The sequence below is a fragment of the Aeromicrobium sp. genome, assembly GCF_047606445.1.
GTDB lineage: Bacteria > Actinomycetota > Actinomycetes > Propionibacteriales > Nocardioidaceae > Aeromicrobium.
On record NZ_JASGEK010000019.1, the window covers coordinates 45,656 to 63,446 of the forward strand.

The window sequence follows — 17,791 nt, forward strand, 5'->3', positions numbered from 1 at the left end:
GTCAGACGAAGGACGCTGGCGACAGTCCTGCGGCCGAAGTCCCGGCGATTCCGACGGTGATCGCCTTGGACGCGTCGGCGTCGATGCTGACCGACGACGCGCCGGGCGTGCGTTTCGAGGCGGCGCAAGGCGCGATCGGCTCGTTGGTCGAGGCGTTGCCTGACGACCACGAGCTGGGGTTGGTGGCCTTCGGCAACGGCACGGGGGCGACGGAGGCCGAACAGGCGGCCGGATGCGAGGACGTGTCGACGTTGATCGAACTCGGCCCGCTCGACAAAGACACCTACATCTCCACGGTCGAGGAGGTCGCGCCGAGCGGATTCACACCGATCGCCGTCGCGTTGACCCATGCGGCCGAACTGTTGCCTGCCGAGGGCGAACGCGCCATCGTGATCGTGTCCGACGGCGAGGACAAGTGCGGTGAACTCGGTCTGGGCGAGGACCCTTGCGAGGTGGCGAAGGCCTTGGACGGCGTCACGGTCCACACGGTCGGATTCAAGACCGAGGCGCACCAGGCGGCGATGGAGCAGTTGAGCTGCGTCGCCGAGGCCACGGGCGGATTGTTCCTGGACGCGGCGAATCCGGGCCAACTGCAGGCCCGGCTGCCCGCGGTGTTGGACCCGTCGTGGGCGGAGAGCACGATCCAGCCGGCGGGCTATCGCGGACTCCGGCCGGGCATGACGGTCGCGGAGGCGCGGGCGGCCGCCGAGGACGCGGGCGAGAAGCTTCCCGACGTGGAGCCCTCGGGGACGGTCGAGGTGGTCTACGTCGATTGCACGCTCGTCTTCGAAGAGGGCGTGCTGACGAGGGTCGTCTCCGATGACGAGGAGATGACGACCATCGACGGTGTCGGTGTCGGCGACGACGTCGCGGCGGCCGAGGAGCTGTACAACCTGGACGGCCTGCCGTCGGAGCCGACCGAGGCTGGCACCGTCGTCTACCCGGCGGACCCGGCGACGGGCACCGGATACGAGATCAGCTTCGACGGCGAGGGCGACTCGCTGTCGGGAACGATCACTCAGATCATCCTGTGCAAGTGCATGCCGAAGAAGCGCTGGAGCGACGACCCGAGCGAATGGGAGATCGGCCCCGGTTACTTCGGTCCACTGGAGGTGGGTATGCCGATGGCTGAGATCGCTGATCAGGGCTACGCGCAAAAGATTCCCGACGATGTATGCACTGGCATTTGGGAAGGCATCGGTGTCCTGTCCCCCTTCGTCTACATGTTGAGTGACGCAAGCCAGAATCCGAGTTCCGGCAATGGAGGGCTCCACGGCCTACGAGTCTTCGACGCGGAAACTTTCATAACGGGCGTTCCTTCCGAAGGACTCCCGCGGACAGTTGAAGGTCTGGGGATCGGAACCACCGTCGATGAGTTGCAGCAGATTTATGGTGAGCGCCTTCACTTTGGTCAGTGGATAGGGGAAGGAGGCGAAATGCTCGGTTATTCGCTGTTCGGTGAGAAGGGTGCCCTCGTTTTCGAGGTCGGCACAGCTATGCAGCCGGCAACAACCGTCCAGGCAATCCAGGTTGTCTCCGGCGCGTCATTCGACGATCTTGAGAAGTCGGTGTTGCGTTGCTAGTGTCGGGCGACCTATCTCATGTCCGCTGAATATTAAACCCGGAGGAAAGCCTTAATCGCCGTGCGCTCGTCCATCGCCTGATAGCCCTTGGCGACCTGGTCGAGGGGGAGGGTGAGGTCGAAGACGTCGCCGGGGGTGACCGCGCCGCTGAGGACGTCGGGGAGCAAGTCCTCCAGGTAGGCGCGGACGGGTGCGACGCCGCCGGCGAGGTTGCGGTTCGTGTAGAACATGACCGGGATGTTCGGCTCCACGCCGTGCGGCAGACCGACATAGCCGACCGTGCCGCCGGGGCGCACCGTGCGGAACGCCTGCTTGAACGAGTCATTCGTGCCGACGCACTCCAACACCGCGTCCGCGCCGATGCCGCCCAGGATCTCGGACACCTCGGCGGCGCCCTCGGAGCCGCGCGTGGCGACGATATGGTCGGCGCCGAACGCCCGGGCGACCTCTTGACGCGGCTCGTGCCGCGACATCGCGATCACCGTCGCCGCGCCGAGTCGCTTGGCCGCGAGCACCGCCGACAGGCCGACGGCTCCGTCGCCGACGACCGCGACGGTGCTGCCCTCGGTCACGCCCGCGCTGACCGCCGCGTGATGGCCGGTGGGGAAGACGTCGGACAGCGTCAGCAGGTGCGGCAGCATCGCCTCGTCGACCTCGCCGGGAACCGTCACCAGCGTGCCGTCGGCGAAGGGAACGCGCACCAGCTCGCACTGGCAGCCGACATACCCGCCGCCGTTCACGCACGACGTGTGCACGCCCTTGAGGCACAGCGCGCAGGTGTTGTCGCTGTAGGTGAACGGCGCGATGACGAAGTCGCCGGGGGAGACGCCGGCCACCGCCGAACCGACCTGCTCGACCACGCCGACGAACTCGTGGCCGATCTGACGCGGCTCGCCCGCATGGTCGGCGCCGCGATACGGCCACAGGTCCGAACCGCACACGCACGAGGCGACGACCCGCACGATCGCGTCGGTGTCATCACGAAGATCGGGGTCGGGCAGCGTCTCGACACGGATGTCGCCGGGCGCGTGGAGGACGGTGGCTCGCATGGGCCCATTGTGCCTTTGCGACGGTGTGGAAGGATCGAGCCCATGACCTCTAAGCCTGAGATCGATTTCATTCCCGGACCCCCGCCCACCGAGCTCCAGGTGACCGACCTGGTCGTCGGCGACGGCGCCGAGGCCGTCCCCGGTGGCCTCGTCGACGTGCATTACGTCGGCGTCGACTTCGAGAGCGGCGAGCAGTTCGACGCCTCGTGGGACCGTGGCCAGTCCGCCCGTTTCCCGCTGCCTAAGCTCATCGGCGCCTGGCAGGAGGGCATCCCCGGCATGAAGGTCGGCGGACGCCGTCAGATCGTCGCCCCGCCGCACCTCGCCTACGGCCCCGCCGGCGGCGGCCACCGCCTGTCCGGCAAGACCCTCGTCTTCGTCATCGACCTGCTCGACGTCGGCTGAGACGACACCCTCTCCTGCTCCGCGCCCTTCTCAGACGGTCAAGCCGTCGAGGAGGGCGCGGACGCGTTTGAGGCTGACGGGGTGGGCGGTGCCGAGTTTCTGCGCGGTGAGGCTGACCCGTAGTTCTTCCAACGCCCAGCGGACCTTGGCGACGTCGGGGGCGAGCTTGCGCCAGGACGACAGGTCGCCAGTGCGGCGGTAGAACTCGACTTCCAGGTCCTGCGCCGCGATCAGATCGTCGGGGGTGCCGGCGATGGCCAGCCGGGCGGCGGCGGCCTTCAGATAGACCGCGAGGCGGGGGAGCCGCTTGATTCCCATGTCGCGGATGAAACCGCGGTAGACCAGCCAGGACAGCTGGACCTTCACGTCCTCGCCCGCCTCGTCGGCGCCGGGGCGTAGCTCGCCGAGCCGGTCGTAGGCGGCGACCACCTGGACGACGGCCCGCTGGGTGATCGCGAAGACCTCCGGTTTGACCTGCTCGACCAGTGCGGCGAAGGCCGCCTCGTCGGCGACCGGCCCGCCCTTCGCCTCGACCAGATGGTCGAGCGCGGCCAGCCAGCACTGTTCGATCACCTCGGCGGCGTCCTTGTACGGGCCGGTCTGCAAGGTGAGCTTCTGGCGGACGTCGAGCGTGCGGCCGATGGTCGGCACCACCGACGGCAGGTCGAAGGAGGCGAGTGTGGCCTGGCCGCGGATCCCGGCGGCCCGCTGCTCGGCGGCCGAGTGCAGCACCTTGAGTCCGACGGTCTTCCCCTCGTCGACGACGGCGGGATAGCCGACCTGGCCGCGCGCCCGGGTCTCGGCGGGGATCTCGCCGAAAGTCCACGCCTTCTGGCCGGTCTGCTCGATGTCGCCGGTGGCGTCGAGCAGATGCTCGCGCAGCCGGAGGCTCAACCGCTCGCGCAACTCGTCGGGATTGGACCCACGCGCGACCTCGTCGGAGCCGTCGGTGACCCGGAACTTGACGCGCAGATGCTCCGGCAGCGCGGCGAGGTCGAAGGTCTCCGCCGGGATCGGCTCGCCGATCCGCGCCCCGAGCACCCGCGCCAACTCCTCGGCGACCGATCCGCGCGACGGGTCGAGCAGCGGCAGCACCTCGCCGGTGACCTGGGGGACCGGCACGAACTGGCGGCGCAGGCTCTTCGGCAGCGAGCGGATCAGCGTCTCGACCAACTCGCGCCGGTGCCCCTCGACCTGCCAGGTGAAGGCGGTGCCGTCGAGCGTCGGCAACTGCTCCAGCGTCACGTCGACCATGACGCCGTCGTGCGCCGCGCCCGGCTCGAAGGAGTAGGTCAGCGGCATCGGGGCGCCGTCGGAGAACCACTCGCGTGGGAACTCCTCGTCGGCGTCGACGTCGGCCCGCAAGAGGTCGTCCATGCTGAGGTCGAGCAGGTGCGGCGTGTCGCGTCGGGCCTGCTTCCACCAGCGGTCGAAGTGGCGCGTCGAGACCACCTCGGCGGGCACCCGGGCGTCGTAGAACTCGAACAGCGTCTCGTCGTCGACGCGCAGGTCGCGGCGGCGCGAGCGGGCCTCCAACTCCTCGACTTCGGCCAGCAGGCGGGTGTTGTGCTTCCAGAAGCCGTGATGGGTGCGCCACTCGCCCTGGACGAGCGCGTGCCGGACGAACAACTCGCGGGCCAACTCGGCGTCGAAGCGCGACAGCGGCCCACGCCGGTCGGCGACGACCGGCAAGCCGTAGAGCAGCACCCGCTCGCGCGCCATCGCCGCGCCCCGCCGGCTCGACCAGTGCGGCTCGGCGTACTGACGTTTGACGAGGTGCCCGGCGGCCTCTTCGATCCACTCCGGCTGGATCTTGGCGGCGGTGCGCGCCCACAGCCGGGTGGTCTCGACCAGTTCGGCGGCCACCACCCACGACGGCGGCTTCTTCGCCAGACCCGAGCCCGGGAAGATCATGAACCGGGCACCGCGCGCGCCGGTGTACTCGCGGCCGTCGGCGTCCTTCAACCCGATGTGCGACAGCAGTCCGGTGAGCACCGCCCGATGGATCGCGTCGGCGTCGCCGGCGGGCTTGCCGGGCTTCATGCCGAGGTCGCGGACCGTGCGGCGCAGCTGGGAGTGGACGTCTTGCCACTCGCGGACTCGCAGATAGTGCAGGAACTCCTCGTGGCACATCTTGCGGAACTTCGAGTGCGACATGGCGTCGCGCTGCTCGCCCAGATACGTCCACAGGCTCAGCCAGGACAGGAAGTCGGAGTCGGGCTGACGGAAACGCGCGTGCTTCTCGTCGGCGGCCTGCTGCTTCTCCAACGGACGCTCGCGGGGGTCTTGGATCGACAGCGCCGCGACGACCACCAGCACGTCGCCGAGGCAGCCGAGCCGGTCGGCGGCCACGATCATGCGGGCCATGCGCGGGTCGACAGGCAGGCGCGACATGGTCTGGCCGAGCTTCGTCAGTCGCAGCCCGCCGCCCTTGGCGTCCACGACTGCGCCCAGTTCCCGCAGCAGCGCTGTGCCGTCGGCCACGGCGCGATGGTCGGGCGGGTCGAGGAAGCCGAACTCACTGATCGGCCCGAGGTCGAGCGCGGCCATGCGCATGATGACCGACGCGAGGTTGGTGCGCAGGATCTCCGGGTCGGTGAACTCCGGGCGCCCCTCGAAGTCCTCTTCGGAGTACAAACGGACGCAGATACCGTCGGCGACACGCCCGCAGCGACCGGCGCGCTGGGCGGCGCTCGCCTGCGAGACCGGCTCGATGGGCAGCCGTTGCACTTTCAGGCGGTTGCTGAACCGGGAGATACGCGCCAGGCCCGGGTCGATGACGTAGCGGATGCCGGGCACGGTCAGCGAGGTCTCCGCGACGTTCGTGGCCAGCACGATGCGCCGCCCCGCGTGGGAGGAGAAGACCTTCTGCTGGTCGTGCGCGGCGAGCCGTCCGTACAGCGGGATGATCTCGGTGTTCCGGTACTTCTTGCCCGACAGATGCTCGTCGGCGTCGCGGATGTCGCGCTCACCCGGCAGGAAGACGAGGATGTCGCCGTCCTTGGGCAGTTCCTCCACCGCGGCCGCGATCCCGTCGAGCAGGTCGGCCGCGTCGGACTCGTGCAGCGGCCGGTAGCGGACCTCCACCGGATAGGTGCGCCCGCTGACCTCGATGACCGGCGCGTCGAAGAGCTCGGCGAAGCGGTCGACGTCGATGGTCGCCGAGGTGATGACGAGTTTCAGGTCGGGGCGACGGGGGAGGAGTTGGCGTAGATAGCCGAGCAGGAAGTCGATCGACAGCGACCGCTCGTGCGCCTCGTCGACGATGACGGTGTCGTAGCGGCTCAGATTCCGGTCGTGGTGGATCTCCTGCAAGAGCAGGCCGTCGGTGACGAGGCGGATTTTCGTGTCGGCGCCGCTGCGGTCGTCGAAACGCACCGCGTAGCCGACCTCGGCTCCGAGCTCCACCTCGCACTCGTCGGCGATCCGCTTGGCGACCGAGCGCGCGGCGATCCGGCGGGGCTGGGTGTGTGCGATCTTCTCGCGACCGATCCCGAGCGCGATCTTCGGCAACTGGGTGGTCTTGCCCGAACCGGTCTCACCAGCGACCACGACGACCTGATGGTCGCGCAGCGCGTCGGCGATCTCGTCACGGCGTGCCGAGATCGGCAGGGTGTCGTCGAAACGGATCCTCACAGCCAGGCCACCTGGTCGGCGAGGGCCAGATAGCCGACGAACGCGACCACGTCGAGCAGCGTGTGCGCGACGACCAGCGGCATGACGCGGCCGGTCTTGTGGAACCACCAGCCGAAGACCAGCCCCATGACGACGTTCCCGAACGCCTGCCCGACCCCCTGGTAAAGGTGGTACGACCCGCGCAGCAGGGCGCTCGTGACGATGACGGTCCCCACGTTCCAGCCGAGGTCGCGCAGTCGGGTCTGGAGATAGCCGACCACCACGACCTCCTCCAGCAGGCCGTTCTGCAGCGCCGCCGCGACGAGGATGAGCGCGGTCCACCAGTAGACCGTGTCCGGCGCGGTGACGATCTCGGCCGTCACGCCGAGCGCCCGTCCGGCGAAGTAGACGCCGAGTCCGGGCAGGCCGATCAGCGCGGCGAGCCCGGCGCCGATCAGCGTGTCACGGCCGGGGGAGCGCGGATCGAGGCCGATCGAGCGTCCCGCCAGCAGCCACAGCGCGAGCGCCACCGGCACCAGTCCGAAGCCGATGGAGAGAACTTGCAGGGTCAGGTCGAGCCACTGCTGCTCGGCCCGCGAGGCGTTGAGGGTGGCCGTCGACGACTTCAATCCGCCGTCGGTCAGCTTGACGATCAAACTCAGGACGGCGTAGACCGCCGACTGCCCGAGGGACAGGCCGAGGACGATCCAGACCTCGGCTTTCGTCCGCGACCGCTCGGTCACAGGTCGTCGGTGTTAAAGGTGTCGCACGAGCCGATCGAGCCGGACTCGTAGCCCGCGAGGAACCACTTCTGCCGCTGCTCGCTCGACCCGTGCGTCCAGGAGTCGGGGTTGACGGTGCCGCCGCCGAGCTCCTCCTGGATGTGGTCGTCGCCGACCGCCGCCGCCGCCGACAGCGCGGACCGGACGTCCTCCTTGGTCAGCGGCTCGATGAGGGTGACGCCGTTCTCGTCCTCCGTGGTGGCCGCGTGGTGCGCCCACACGCCGGCGAGGCAGTCGGCCATCAGCTCGACGCGCACGCCGCCGCTGGTCGGACCGGTGGAAGTGTCCTTCTGCGCCTCGGCGAGGTAGCCGAGGATGTGCTCGACGTGGTGGCCGTACTCGTGCGCGACGACGTACATCTGCGCGAGGTTGCCGCCGTCGGCGCCGAAGCGGCTGGTGAGCTCGTCGAAGAAGGCCGCGTCGATGTAGACCTGCTCGTCGGCCGGGCAGTAGAAGGGGCCGACCGCCGCGTTGGCGGTGCCGCAGGCCGACTGCGTGGTCCCGGAGAAGATGACCGTCTTGGCCTCGCGGTAGTCGGTCTTGGCGTCGGCGGGCAGCGCGTCGCCCCAGTAGTCCTGGACGCTGTTGACGGTGCCGACGATGCGGCAGACGTCGGACTCGTTGGCGTCGGCGCCGGTCTCGCACTGGGAGACGTCGACCTGCTCGCCGCTGCCGCCTTGCAACACCTGGGAGGGGTCGAAGGGGAGTCCGCCGGTGCCGCCCTCGCCGCCGCCGAGGAACATGACCACGAGCAGCAGGATGACGCCGCCGATGCCGCCGCCGGCGATCGCGCCGCCCTTGCCGCCGATGACCTGGCTGGTGTCGAGGCGCGCCTTGTCGTTGAAGCTCACAGGCCAGAGTCTACGCAGCGTAGGCTTCGCATGTGCCCGACTCCTTCGCCTTGTCGCCCGAGTTATCGGCCAAAGACGCCGAACGCCGCCGCGCGTTGCGCCGGATGCGGATCGTGGCGACGTCGTTGCTCGCCCTCGCGGCGGTGATTTTCGTGTTCACCCGCGACGGCGAGGGGTGGGTCGGCTATGTGAACGCGGCCTCCGAGGCGGCCATGGTCGGCGCCATCGCGGACTGGTTCGCGGTGACGGCGCTGTTCAAGCATCCGCTCGGCCTGCCGATCCCGCACACCGCGATCATCCCGAAGCGCAAGGAGTCGCTGGGGGAGAGCCTGCAGGACTTCGTGGCCGACAACTTCCTGCAGCCCGACATCGTCCGCGACCGTCTGTCGGCGCTGAGTGTGGCGCGGCACGGCGGCGAGTGGCTGTTGGAGGGCGAGCACGCCGACCAGCTGGTGCGGGCGGGGTCGCGGATCACGGCGCACGCGCTCGACCGGATCAGCGACGACGACGTGGCCGCGCTGGTGCGTGAGGTGGCCGTGCCGAAGTTGATGACCGAGCCGCTGGGGCCGGCCGCCGGGCAGATGTTGGGCGAGATCGTCGCCGACGGGGCGCACACGGGTGTGGTCGACCTGGTGATCGACGAGCTGCACCGCTGGCTCGGCAAGAACGGCGAGGAGGTCATGCTGCTGGTCGAGGAGCGGGCTCCCTCGTGGACGCCGCACTGGCTCGACCGGAAGGTGGCCGAGCGTCTGCATCTGGAGGCCCGGCGCTGGGTGGCCGACGTGCGGCGCGACCCGACGCATCGGGCTCGTTCGGCCCTCGACCGTTGGCTCGCCCAGTTGGCGCACGACCTGCAATTCGACGCCGAGACGCGAGACCGCGCCGAGCGGTTGAAGGAGCGCATGCTCAGCCAGCCGCAGGTCGTGGCGACGGCGATCTCGCTGTGGACGTCGTTCAAGGGCGTGCTGACCGAGGCGCTGACCGACGAGTCGGGACTGCTGCGGCGTCGCGCGGTCGAGGAGGTGCGCGCGCTGGGCCAGCGGCTGCTGGACGACGAGGCGCTGGCCGCCCGGGTCGACGAGCTGGCCGCCGACGTCGCCTCGTACACGGTCGAGCGCCACGGCGGCGACCTCGCCACCGTCATCTCCGCCACCGTCTCCCGCTGGGACGGAGTGGAGACGGCCCAGCGCATCGAACTGCATGTCGGCCGCGACCTCCAGTTCATCCGCATCAACGGGACGGTGGTCGGAGGACTGGCGGGGTTGTGGATCCACGCGGTGTCGCACGCGCTGTGAGAGACGCCCTCGTCCTGCTCGGACAGCAGATCCGCCGACCTCGCTGATGGCGAGCCGGACTTAGCCCAGGGACATAGATCCCATGTGTGCCCGTTGGGTTCGCCCCGGACGTGTGCGTTACGGGGTTGGCGGCGGGACGACGGGGTCGATCGGGGCGAAGGTGGGGACGTCGAGGGGGTCGGGGAGGCGTTCGCGCAGGTCCTCCTGGAAGGGGGTGGGCGGCGGGTCGTACTCGTCGGCGTGACGGTCGGCGAACTCGACCGCCAGCGCCAGGCCCGCCCCCGCGACGAGCAGCGAGACCACGACCAGCGCCTTCTGGCGCGGCCCGCGCAGCACCCGTGCCCACCGGGCGGTTGTCGTCACCAGCGGCGGGACGGCCAGCGCCACGGCGACCGCCGCGAAGCCGCCCGCCGCCTCCGGACGCGTCTCCCACCGCTGCGCGAACACCGGAACAAGAGCGAACACTGCCGCGAAGCCGACCCGGCCGAGCCCGGCGAGGGAGCCCTTCGCCGCAACCAGCGCCGCGCGGTCGCCCTCGTCGTCGTGCGGGAACAGGCCGGTGCGGGCGTCGGCGCGCAGCCGGGCGAAGACGATCAACAACTCGGCGGCCACCAGCCAACAGACCGTATAGCCGATGGCGCGGGTGATGCCGCCGACATAGCTGCCCTGCGTCGCGACCATGCCGGAGGTGGAGCGGGTGGCCATGCCCATCGCCAGAGCCATCACGGCCAGGCCGCCCGCCGCCGTCATCGGCAGCGCGAGCCACACCCACCAGGCTTTCGCGAACAGCCGGCGGATGAACCGTTTCGGCAGCCCGCTGCGAACTGTGAAGATCAACAGCAGCCACAGCAGCGGCAGCATGAGCAGCGCCTCGCCCGCCTTGACGCGGGTGCGGTGGGAGGTCGGGGCGGGGTCGCCGACGACGAGATAGGCGATCACCATGAGCGCGGCGGCCAGGAACACCGCCGCGCTCGCCAAGAATTGGATCCTCGTCCAGAGCCCGTCGGTCATCTCCCGAGCCACGCCCCGCTGTTGCGGGTTGGTGGCGAGGACGCCGGAGAACAGCTTGTTCGCGGCGGCCTGCGCCGACGCCGACCGAATGGCGTCGACGAGCGGTCCGCCCGCCGAGGCCACCGGGTCGGCTGACTGCTTCGAGTGCGCCGCGACGAGCATCAGCCCCTCGTGCTCGGGCTCCAGCGCGAGCCCCCGTTCGGCGAGCTTCTCGGCCTCGGCGTTCTCATGCAACTGCAGCAGCAGCGCCCCGGCCCGACGCAGCACCTCGACGTCGTCGGGGTCGAGCGAGACCGCCCGGTCGACCGCCTCCCGGGCGCGGGCGCGCCGCTCCCTCCGGGCCTTGAACGGGCGCCGCTTGTCGTGGATCAGTGCGTACGCCAGATGCAGGTGCGATGTCGGCCAGTCGGGGTAGCGCTCGCACAGCTCCTCGGCGACGGCCCGCGCCTCGTCGTGGCGTCCCAGCGCGACCGTCACCTCGCAGAGCGTGTTCAGCGCGCGGGCGTCGTGCGGTCGTAGGGCGAGCGTCCGTCGCGCGCAGTCCTCGGCCGTCTCGGGGTCGGCGGCGAAGAACGACAGCCAGCCGAGATAGCCGAGCAGATCGGCGTCGTCGGGGACCTGTGCGAGGCCCCGTCGTAGTTCGGCGACGGCGTCGTCGAACCGGCCGAGACCGGCCAGGGCCTCGGCGCGTTCGAAGAAGGTGGAGGCGTCCATCAGGGAGCCGGCGGGTTCAGTCGGCCGTCAGGGTCGACGGTGGAGAGGTCGACGTCGACGGGCGCGGGGACGTCGGGTCCGCTGGGTTCGTCGACTTCGTCGCTGAACGACCCCGGAGGTGTGCGGCCGACCGCCGCGCCGTTTCCAGCGACCGTGAGAGCCAGCGCCACGCCCGCCCCGGAGAGGGCCAGCGAGGCCGCGACGAGCCGACGGCGTCGAAGCCGACCCCGTCCGCGAGACCGGTCCGCGAGGACGGCGGCCAACGGGGGCAGCGCGATGGCGACGACGACTGCGGTGAAGGCGCCCCCTGCGGGGTCGTCGTCCCATCGCTGCGGGCGCGCGTAGACGAGCGCGATCAGCCCGGCGACACCGACGCGCAGGACAGACGCCCACGGCAGCTTCCCGTCGTCACGGGCCCGTTCATCGGTGCTGTCGGACGGGAGCAGCCCCAGCCGGGTGTCGGCGCGCAGCCGGGCGAAGATGACGAACAGCTCGGCGACGAGCAGCGAGCAGGCCGTGTATCCCAGCGCATGCGTCACCTCGCCGGCGTAGTCGGCACGCGTGTCGGCGATCGTCACGGCGTGTGCGCCTATGTCGATGGTCATGCCGATGACGACGAGGCCGCTGAGAACGATGACGAGCAGGCCGATCCACGCCCACCAGGCGTTGGCGAACAACCGTCGGACGAAACGCTTCGGCGACCACCGGCGGAACACGAACAGTTGCAGCGACCAGGCCACTGTGAGCAGCGACGGCACGATGAGCCCGGCGAGAAGCGCTACGGAGGCGAACAGGGTGGTGGGGCCAGACGGACCGATGAGGTAATGGGCGATCAGCAGGAGCGTCGCGGTGGTGAAGGTCGCCGTGCCGGCGAGGAACCGCAGCTGCGTCCACACGTCTCGGGTCATGGTGCGAGCGGCCTCGCGGTGATGCGGCGCGGCGAGCGTGCCGCAGAACAACTGGTCGGCGGTCGCCTTCGCGAAGGCCGAGCGCGCGGCCCGGCCGGCTGAGCCGCCGGGCGAGACGTCGACGGTGCCGGTCTGACTGGCTAGCGCTGCGATCCGAGCGAGTCCCTTGTGCTCCGGCTCCAACGCGAGGCCGCGTGTCGCGAGTTCCTTGGCCCGCGTTTTGTCGTTCATCTGCAGGAACAGGCCGCCAGCCCACCGGATCGCCTCGACATCGTCGGGATCGAGGCAGATGGCCCGGTCGATGGCGTCGCGTGCTCGGACGCGCCTCTGTCGATACGTCGCGACCGGCCACCGTGTGTCGTAGACCAGCGCGTACGCCAGGCGCAGATGGGACGTGGTCCAGTCGCCGTGGTGTTCGCAGAGCTCCTCGGCGTGAGCGAGGGCCTCCTCGTGGCGGCCGAGCGCGACGGTGACTTCGCAGAGCGTGCACAACGCCCGCGAATCGTGCGGGCGTAAGGCCAGGGTTCGGTGCGCGTACTCCTCGGCGGCCACCGGGTCGCCGTCGAAGAACATCAGCCAACCGAGCAGACCGACGAGGTCGGGGTCGTCGGGAAACTGGGCGACCCCCTGCTGAAGCTCGGTGACGGCTTGGTCGACCCGCTTGAAATGCCTTAGCGCCTCGGCCCGCTTCAGAATGGTGGAGGCGTCCATCAGAGGCGCTTCAACCGCTTCAACAAGTCGACGAGGTCGTCGTACTGGCCGTCGTTGTTGGCGAACTGCACGACATTGCGGGCGCTGTCGAGCCACGGGCCGATCGACGGCTTGACCTCTTTGAGGGCCTTGGCCATGTGCCGGGAGGTGATCGGCAGGACATAGCCCTTCGCGATCGAGTCCGACATGGCCTTCTCGGCGGCGGTGTCGGCGAGGTGTGTGAGGTCGGCGCCGGAGAATCCCTCGGTCTTGGCGACGAGTTTGTCGAGGTCGAGGTCGTCGGTCGGCCGCTTGGACAGGTGCATGCGCAGGATCGCCTCACGGGCGGGTTCGTCGGGCGGCGACACCAGCACCATGCGGTCGAACCGGCCGGGACGCAGAAGCGCCGGGTCGACGTCCCAGGGCATGTTGGTCGCGGCCAGCACGAACAGCCCGTCGTTGTCGGCGCCGATTCCGTCCATCTCCATGAGGAGTTGGTTGACGAGGTTGCGGATCCACTGGTGGCTCTGCGAGCTGCGCTTGCCGCCGACGGCGTCGATCTCGTCGAAGAAGAGCACCGCCGGGGCTTTGCCGCGCGCCTCCATGAAGGTCTTGTGGATGTTGCCCTCGTTCTCGCCGATGTACTTGCTGAGCACGTCGGCGAGGGTGACGGAGAGGAAGCTCGCGCCGAGCTCCCCCGCGATGGCGCGGGCGAGATAGGTCTTGCCGCAGCCCGGCGGGCCGTAGAGCAGCAGTCCGCCGCCGACGTTCTGCTTGAAGGCTCGGGCGATCTCCGGGTGCGCGATGGGGTCGAGGAAGGTCTCGCGGAGGCGCTGTTTGACCGCGACGAGGCCGCCGACGTCGTCGAGCGTCAGGGTCTCGGCGCTGACGACGGCTGGGGAGGACTCGTCGTCGGCGAAGGTCACGCCGTCCGCACGCAGCTCCAACTCCGGCTGAGGATCGGGCAGCAGCTCCACGGACACCGGGTCGATCTCGTCTTGGATCTCTTCCTCGAGCCGCGCCCAGTCGACGTCGGGCTCGCTCTCGGAGAGCTGTGCCTGGAGGGCGAGGGCGCCTGCGTGTTCGGGGTCTTGCGCGAGCACGACCAACACCTGTCCGAGGGCCTCGTCGCGCCGTCCGGCCTGGGCGAGGCGGTCGGCGTACAGCGCGCGCAACTCGGTGTCGGCGGGGCCGGCCTGGACGGCTGCGGCGAGGCTGTCGAGGACGGGGTCGGTCACGCGACGAAGTCTAGGACAGCGGAGTGACCCAAACGGCCGTGCGGGCATGCGTGACGGTCCGGCCGTCGAGGTCGTCCCACAGCTCGCGCGTCATGCCCGGAGAGGTGCCGGGGATCGCCTCGGAGGTCGCGATGCCGCCCTCGACCCGCATTGGCGGGTCGGTCTCGCCGTGCAGGACGAGCGCCGGGATGTCGAGTTCGCGCAGGCGTTCGGCGTGGTCGCCCGAGGCTGGATGGCGATGAGTCGGCGGGCGACGCCGAGCGCTCGGGGGCGTTGGCCGTGTCCGGGACTCACGCCACTTCGGTCGGGGTCGCGTTCTGGCGGACCGTGCGCAGGATCTCGACGATCACCTCGACGTCGTCGTCGGGGAAGTGGAAGTCGGGACCGGTGGGCGCGTGGTCGGTGTAGGGCGACTCGAAGAGCCGACGCGGTTCCATCACGCCGTTGCGCGTCAGCTCGTCGACGATGAGTTGGACGAAGCGCACCTGCTGGACGGTGAACCGGCTGTCGCTGAGATAGCGGGAGAACGCCTCGCTCGCCGCCTCACGGTCGAGGCCGACGAGTCCGCGGACGAACACGCCGAGCCCGCCCTCCTGTTCTGCCGCCCACGCGAGGTCGACCGGACGTCCGGCACCGCTGGCGAGCAGCATGTCCTCCAGCGACGCGAGGTCGGCGGGCGTCAGCGGCTTGTTGCGTCGCAGGCGTTGCAGGGCGACATGGTCCTCGTGGTCGCGGAGATAGGCGGTCGCCTTGGCACGGAAGCGTTCCAGGTCGGCGCCGGGGGTGATACCCGGGAGGGCGACCTCGGTTCCCGCGTCGAGCACGTCCTCGAAGTCGGTGTAGACCGGGTTGCGCGAGGTCTTCTCCACGAACCGGACCAGGCCGCGCAGGCGGAGACGGGCGAGTTCGAGCAGCGACAGGGTGACGTCCTCCCACCACTCGTCGCCCGCGACCGACTCCAGGAGGACGGCCTGCTCGGCGACCGCGGGGATCGTCGTCTTGGACAGGAGGGCGACGGCGATCGCTTGGATCGTCTGGCGGACGCGGTCGGCGCCGGTGGCGTCTCCTTCCACCTGCGCCAATTGGCGGCGCAGCACCAGCAGGTCGAAGCGTTTGGCGTCCTCGTCGTCGTCGCGGACCGACGAGGGCAGTCCGGCGAGGGTCAGGGCCTCCTCGACGTCGCCCGGAGTCAGCGTCGTCCAGGCCTCGGCGTCGGCGAAACGTTCGACGGCGCGGCGTCGGCGACGCACGACGAAGTGGTCGAGGTTCATCCCGGCGACGATGCCGCGCAGCGTGTCGGCGGTGGCGGCGCGCAGGTCGGGCTCGGTGTCGTCCAATGCGGTGACGAGGCCGAGCCGTGCCTCGAACAGGCGCTGCGACAGTGATTTCTGCGTCTGTCCTTCGGCTCCGGGCAGGTCCTGGCTGAAATAGTCGAGATTGCCGCAGAAGTCGAAGACGAGGAAGTCTTTCTTGTCCCGGCCGGGCCCGAAGAGATCGGGGCACAGACGCGTGCCGCGACCGATCATCTGCCAGAACTTCGACTTCGACCGCACCATCTTGAAGAAGACGAGGTTGACGACCTCGGGCACGTCGATGCCGGTGTCGAGCATGTCGACGCTGATCGCGATGTGCGGGGCGCAGTCCTTCATTGAGAATCGGTCGATCAACGCTTGGGCGTCGGTCGTTCCGTGGGTGATGACGCGGGCGAACTGTCCGCCGAGCTCGGGGTAGGCGACGTCGAAGCGTCGGGCGATGAACTCGGCGTGCTGCTGGCTCTTGGCGAAGACGATGGTCTTGCCGAGTCGGTCGCCGCCGACGACCTTGTGACCGCCGGTCATGAGCGTCTCGAGGACCTTGTCGACGGTGTCGGTGTTGAACAGGAAGCGGTTCAGCTCTTCGGCGCCGACCTCGTCGGGCGGTCCGTCGTCGCCCCAGTCGAGCAGGTCCCATTGGTCTTGCTCTTCGGCGCTCAGCTCGTCGTAGCGGATGCCCGCGCGGAGGAACTGGGTGCCGACGCTGACGCCCTTCGGCGGCACGAGATAGCCGTCGGCGACGGCCTCGTCCAGCGTGTAGGCGTCGGTGGGCACGCCTTGTTCGAGCTGGAAGAGGCGGTAAGTGTTGTGGTCGACCTCGTCTTTGGGCGTGGCGGTGAGACCGACGAGCAGGCTGTCGAAATAGTCGAAGATCGCCCCGTACTTCGCGTAGACCGAGCGATGCGCCTCGTCGATGACGACGAGGTCGAAATGACCGGGTCCGAAGCGTCGTCGGCCGTCCGTCCGCTCTTCGACGAGGTTCATCATGGTCGGGTAGGTGCAGACGTAGACCCGGCCTTCGGTGCTCTTATCGGTGACGAGGTTGACGGTGGCGACCGATGGCAGGTGGGTGGTGAAGGCGTTGGCGGCCTGTTTGACCAGGGCTGTGCGGTCGGCGAGGAAGAGCACGCGTTTGACCCATCCGGCGCGCATCAGTTGGTCGACGAGCGCGATGGTGGTGCGGGTCTTGCCCGAGCCGGTGGCCATGACGAGCAACGCGGAGCGTTCGTGGGCGGTCAGGGCGTCGTCGACGGCTGTGACGGCGCGGACTTGGTAGGGGCGTCCCGCGATGTCGGTGTCGACGGGGACGTTCGCGAGCTGCTGTCGGCTGGAACGCCGCTGGATCATGAGTTCCAGCTCGTCGGCGGTGTAGAAGCCCGCCACCTCGCGCGGAGGGTAACCGGAGGCGTCGTCGAGGAGCCAGTGCTCGTAGCCGTTGGTGTAGAAGATCACCGGACGTCGGCCGAACTGGCGTTCCAAGCAGTCGGCGTACAGCTCGGCCTGCTGGCGTCCGTCGTGGGCTGAACGGGTGGCGCGTTTGGCCTCGACGACGGCGAGCGGCAGGCCGTCGGCTCCCCAGAGGACGTAGTCGACGAAGCCCTGTCCGCCGCCGGGCATGCCGGTGACGCGGTACTCGCGGTCGTTCGGGCCGTCGAGCGCCCATCCGGCCTCGCCGAGGAGCACGTCGATGAGGAGCGAACGGGTGTCGGCCTCGTGGTAGTCGCGGTCGTCGACGGGCGTCTGGGCTTGCTGGGCGGCGGCGATCTGCGCGCGCAGTGCGGCGATCTCGGCGTCCCGTTCGGCGAGCGCTTGGGCGTTGGCCTCGTCCTGGGCTTTGAACTTCGCGGCGAGTTTGACGACGTCCTCGCGGGAGAGGGGCGCCGCCTTCGCGGCGATGGCCGGGTCGAAGGGCGTGCGGGTCGGCGCGGACTCGGGGTGCGCGGAGTGGTGCAGCGTCGCCCAGACCATGACGTGATGCAGTTCGCGCATCACCTGGAGCGCGGCCTGCGGGGCGATGGGCCGGGTGTCGTGGACGGCCTTGTTGCCGATGTCGCGGATGATGTTGAGCTTGGCGTTGACGGTTTGCCCGGTGACGTGTTTGAAGGCGGCCGCGTTGGTGCGCGCGGCGAGGTCGGACCGGTACGGCTCGGGCAGCCCGAGCACGTCGTAGAGGTATCCGACGAGCGACTCGACGGCCCGCCGACTGTAGAAGCACGCCGACCGCGGATCGGCCGCCAAGTACGACTCGGCCCGCGCGCAGTCGTCATGGAGCGTCTTCGGCAACGCCCGCGCGAGAAAGTCGAAGTTGCCCATGGGCACTGAACCTACCAATGGCGC

The 17,791-nt window shown here is 69.6% G+C and carries 12 protein-coding genes; 3 read left to right on the forward strand and 9 right to left on the reverse strand.

From position 1 onward, the window contains the following. Positions 1 to 65 precede the first annotated feature (65 nt). Positions 66 to 1,583 carry a vWA domain-containing protein gene (locus QM621_RS05300; RefSeq protein ID WP_414989319.1) on the forward strand — a complete coding sequence of 506 codons (1,518 nt, stop codon included), beginning with the start codon at positions 66 to 68 and terminating at the stop codon, positions 1,581 to 1,583. A 32-nt stretch (positions 1,584 to 1,615) separates the two neighbouring features. Here QM621_RS05300 and QM621_RS05305 read toward each other — a convergent pair whose 3' ends face one another. Continuing rightward, entirely contained in the window at positions 1,616 to 2,632 is a 1,017-nt protein-coding gene (locus tag QM621_RS05305; protein ID WP_414989320.1) for a zinc-dependent alcohol dehydrogenase family protein, read from the reverse strand. A 42-nt stretch (positions 2,633 to 2,674) separates the two neighbouring features. Between QM621_RS05305 and QM621_RS05310 the strand changes: the two genes are divergently transcribed. Next, on the forward strand, positions 2,675 to 3,037 hold the full coding sequence (locus QM621_RS05310) for an FKBP-type peptidyl-prolyl cis-trans isomerase (protein WP_414989321.1): 363 nt from the start codon (positions 2,675 to 2,677) through the stop codon (positions 3,035 to 3,037). Between the two features lie 30 nt (positions 3,038 to 3,067). Here the strand turns inward: QM621_RS05310 and hrpA are convergent, their stop codons facing one another. Genes hrpA through QM621_RS05325 form a run of 3 tightly spaced genes read right to left on the reverse strand, consistent with a single transcriptional unit; the run spans position 3,068 to position 8,285 of the window. Next, positions 3,068 to 6,673: an ATP-dependent RNA helicase HrpA gene (gene hrpA / locus QM621_RS05315; RefSeq protein ID WP_414989322.1), complete on the reverse strand. Its 3,606-nt coding sequence runs from the start codon at positions 6,671 to 6,673 to the stop codon at positions 3,068 to 3,070. Further along, a complete protein-coding gene (locus tag QM621_RS05320) occupies positions 6,670 to 7,395 on the reverse strand; it encodes a CPBP family intramembrane glutamic endopeptidase (RefSeq protein ID WP_414989323.1) in 726 nt (241 codons plus the stop codon). The genes hrpA and QM621_RS05320 overlap by 4 nt, the downstream gene beginning before the upstream one ends. Next, the gene (locus QM621_RS05325) at positions 7,392 to 8,285 is read right to left on the reverse strand and encodes a neutral zinc metallopeptidase (protein WP_414989324.1); all 894 of its coding nucleotides are present in this window, start codon (positions 8,283 to 8,285) and stop codon (positions 7,392 to 7,394) included. The genes QM621_RS05320 and QM621_RS05325 overlap by 4 nt, the downstream gene beginning before the upstream one ends. Positions 8,286 to 8,317: 32 nt before the next feature. On the opposite strand from QM621_RS05325, the gene QM621_RS05330 reads away from it, so the two are divergent. Next, complete coding sequence (locus QM621_RS05330) at positions 8,318 to 9,580, forward strand: DUF445 domain-containing protein (protein WP_414989325.1); 1,263 nt, start codon at positions 8,318 to 8,320, stop codon at positions 9,578 to 9,580. A 117-nt stretch (positions 9,581 to 9,697) separates the two neighbouring features. Here the strand turns inward: QM621_RS05330 and QM621_RS05335 are convergent, their stop codons facing one another. The 5 genes from QM621_RS05335 to QM621_RS05355 form a co-directional block, all read right to left on the reverse strand. Then, on the reverse strand, positions 9,698 to 11,305 hold the full coding sequence (locus QM621_RS05335; RefSeq protein ID WP_414989326.1) for a tetratricopeptide repeat protein: 1,608 nt from the start codon (positions 11,303 to 11,305) through the stop codon (positions 9,698 to 9,700). Continuing rightward, positions 11,305 to 12,924, reverse strand: coding sequence for a tetratricopeptide repeat protein (locus QM621_RS05340; protein ID WP_414989327.1), 1,620 nt, complete (start codon positions 12,922 to 12,924; stop codon positions 11,305 to 11,307). The genes QM621_RS05335 and QM621_RS05340 overlap by 1 nt, the downstream gene beginning before the upstream one ends. Further along, positions 12,924 to 14,141 carry an AAA family ATPase gene (locus QM621_RS05345; RefSeq protein ID WP_414989328.1) on the reverse strand — a complete coding sequence of 406 codons (1,218 nt, stop codon included), beginning with the start codon at positions 14,139 to 14,141 and terminating at the stop codon, positions 12,924 to 12,926. The genes QM621_RS05340 and QM621_RS05345 overlap by 1 nt, the downstream gene beginning before the upstream one ends. Before the next feature lie 10 nt (positions 14,142 to 14,151). Next, entirely contained in the window at positions 14,152 to 14,292 is a 141-nt protein-coding gene (locus tag QM621_RS05350) for a hypothetical protein (protein ID WP_414989329.1), read from the reverse strand. A 139-nt stretch (positions 14,293 to 14,431) separates the two neighbouring features. Next, entirely contained in the window at positions 14,432 to 17,767 is a 3,336-nt protein-coding gene (locus QM621_RS05355; RefSeq protein WP_414989330.1) for a DEAD/DEAH box helicase family protein, read from the reverse strand. Between the last annotated feature and the right edge of the window lie 24 nt (positions 17,768 to 17,791).

Bases quoted from the DNA above. Each gene is read 5' to 3' on its own strand.
- QM621_RS05305 (WP_414989320.1), bottom strand. From the start codon at position 2,632: ATGCGAGCCACCGTCCTCCACGCGCCCGGCGACATCCGTGTCGAGACG.
- QM621_RS05310 (WP_414989321.1), top strand. From the start codon at position 2,675: ATGACCTCTAAGCCTGAGATCGATTTCATTCCCGGACCCCCGCCCACC.
- QM621_RS05335 (WP_414989326.1), bottom strand. From the start codon at position 11,305: ATGGACGCCTCCACCTTCTTCGAACGCGCCGAGGCCCTGGCCGGTCTC.
- QM621_RS05340 (WP_414989327.1), bottom strand. From the start codon at position 12,924: ATGGACGCCTCCACCATTCTGAAGCGGGCCGAGGCGCTAAGGCATTTC.
- QM621_RS05350 (WP_414989329.1), bottom strand. From the start codon at position 14,292: ATGCGGGTCGAGGGCGGCATCGCGACCTCCGAGGCGATCCCCGGCACC.
- QM621_RS05355 (WP_414989330.1), bottom strand. From the start codon at position 17,767: ATGGGCAACTTCGACTTTCTCGCGCGGGCGTTGCCGAAGACGCTCCAT.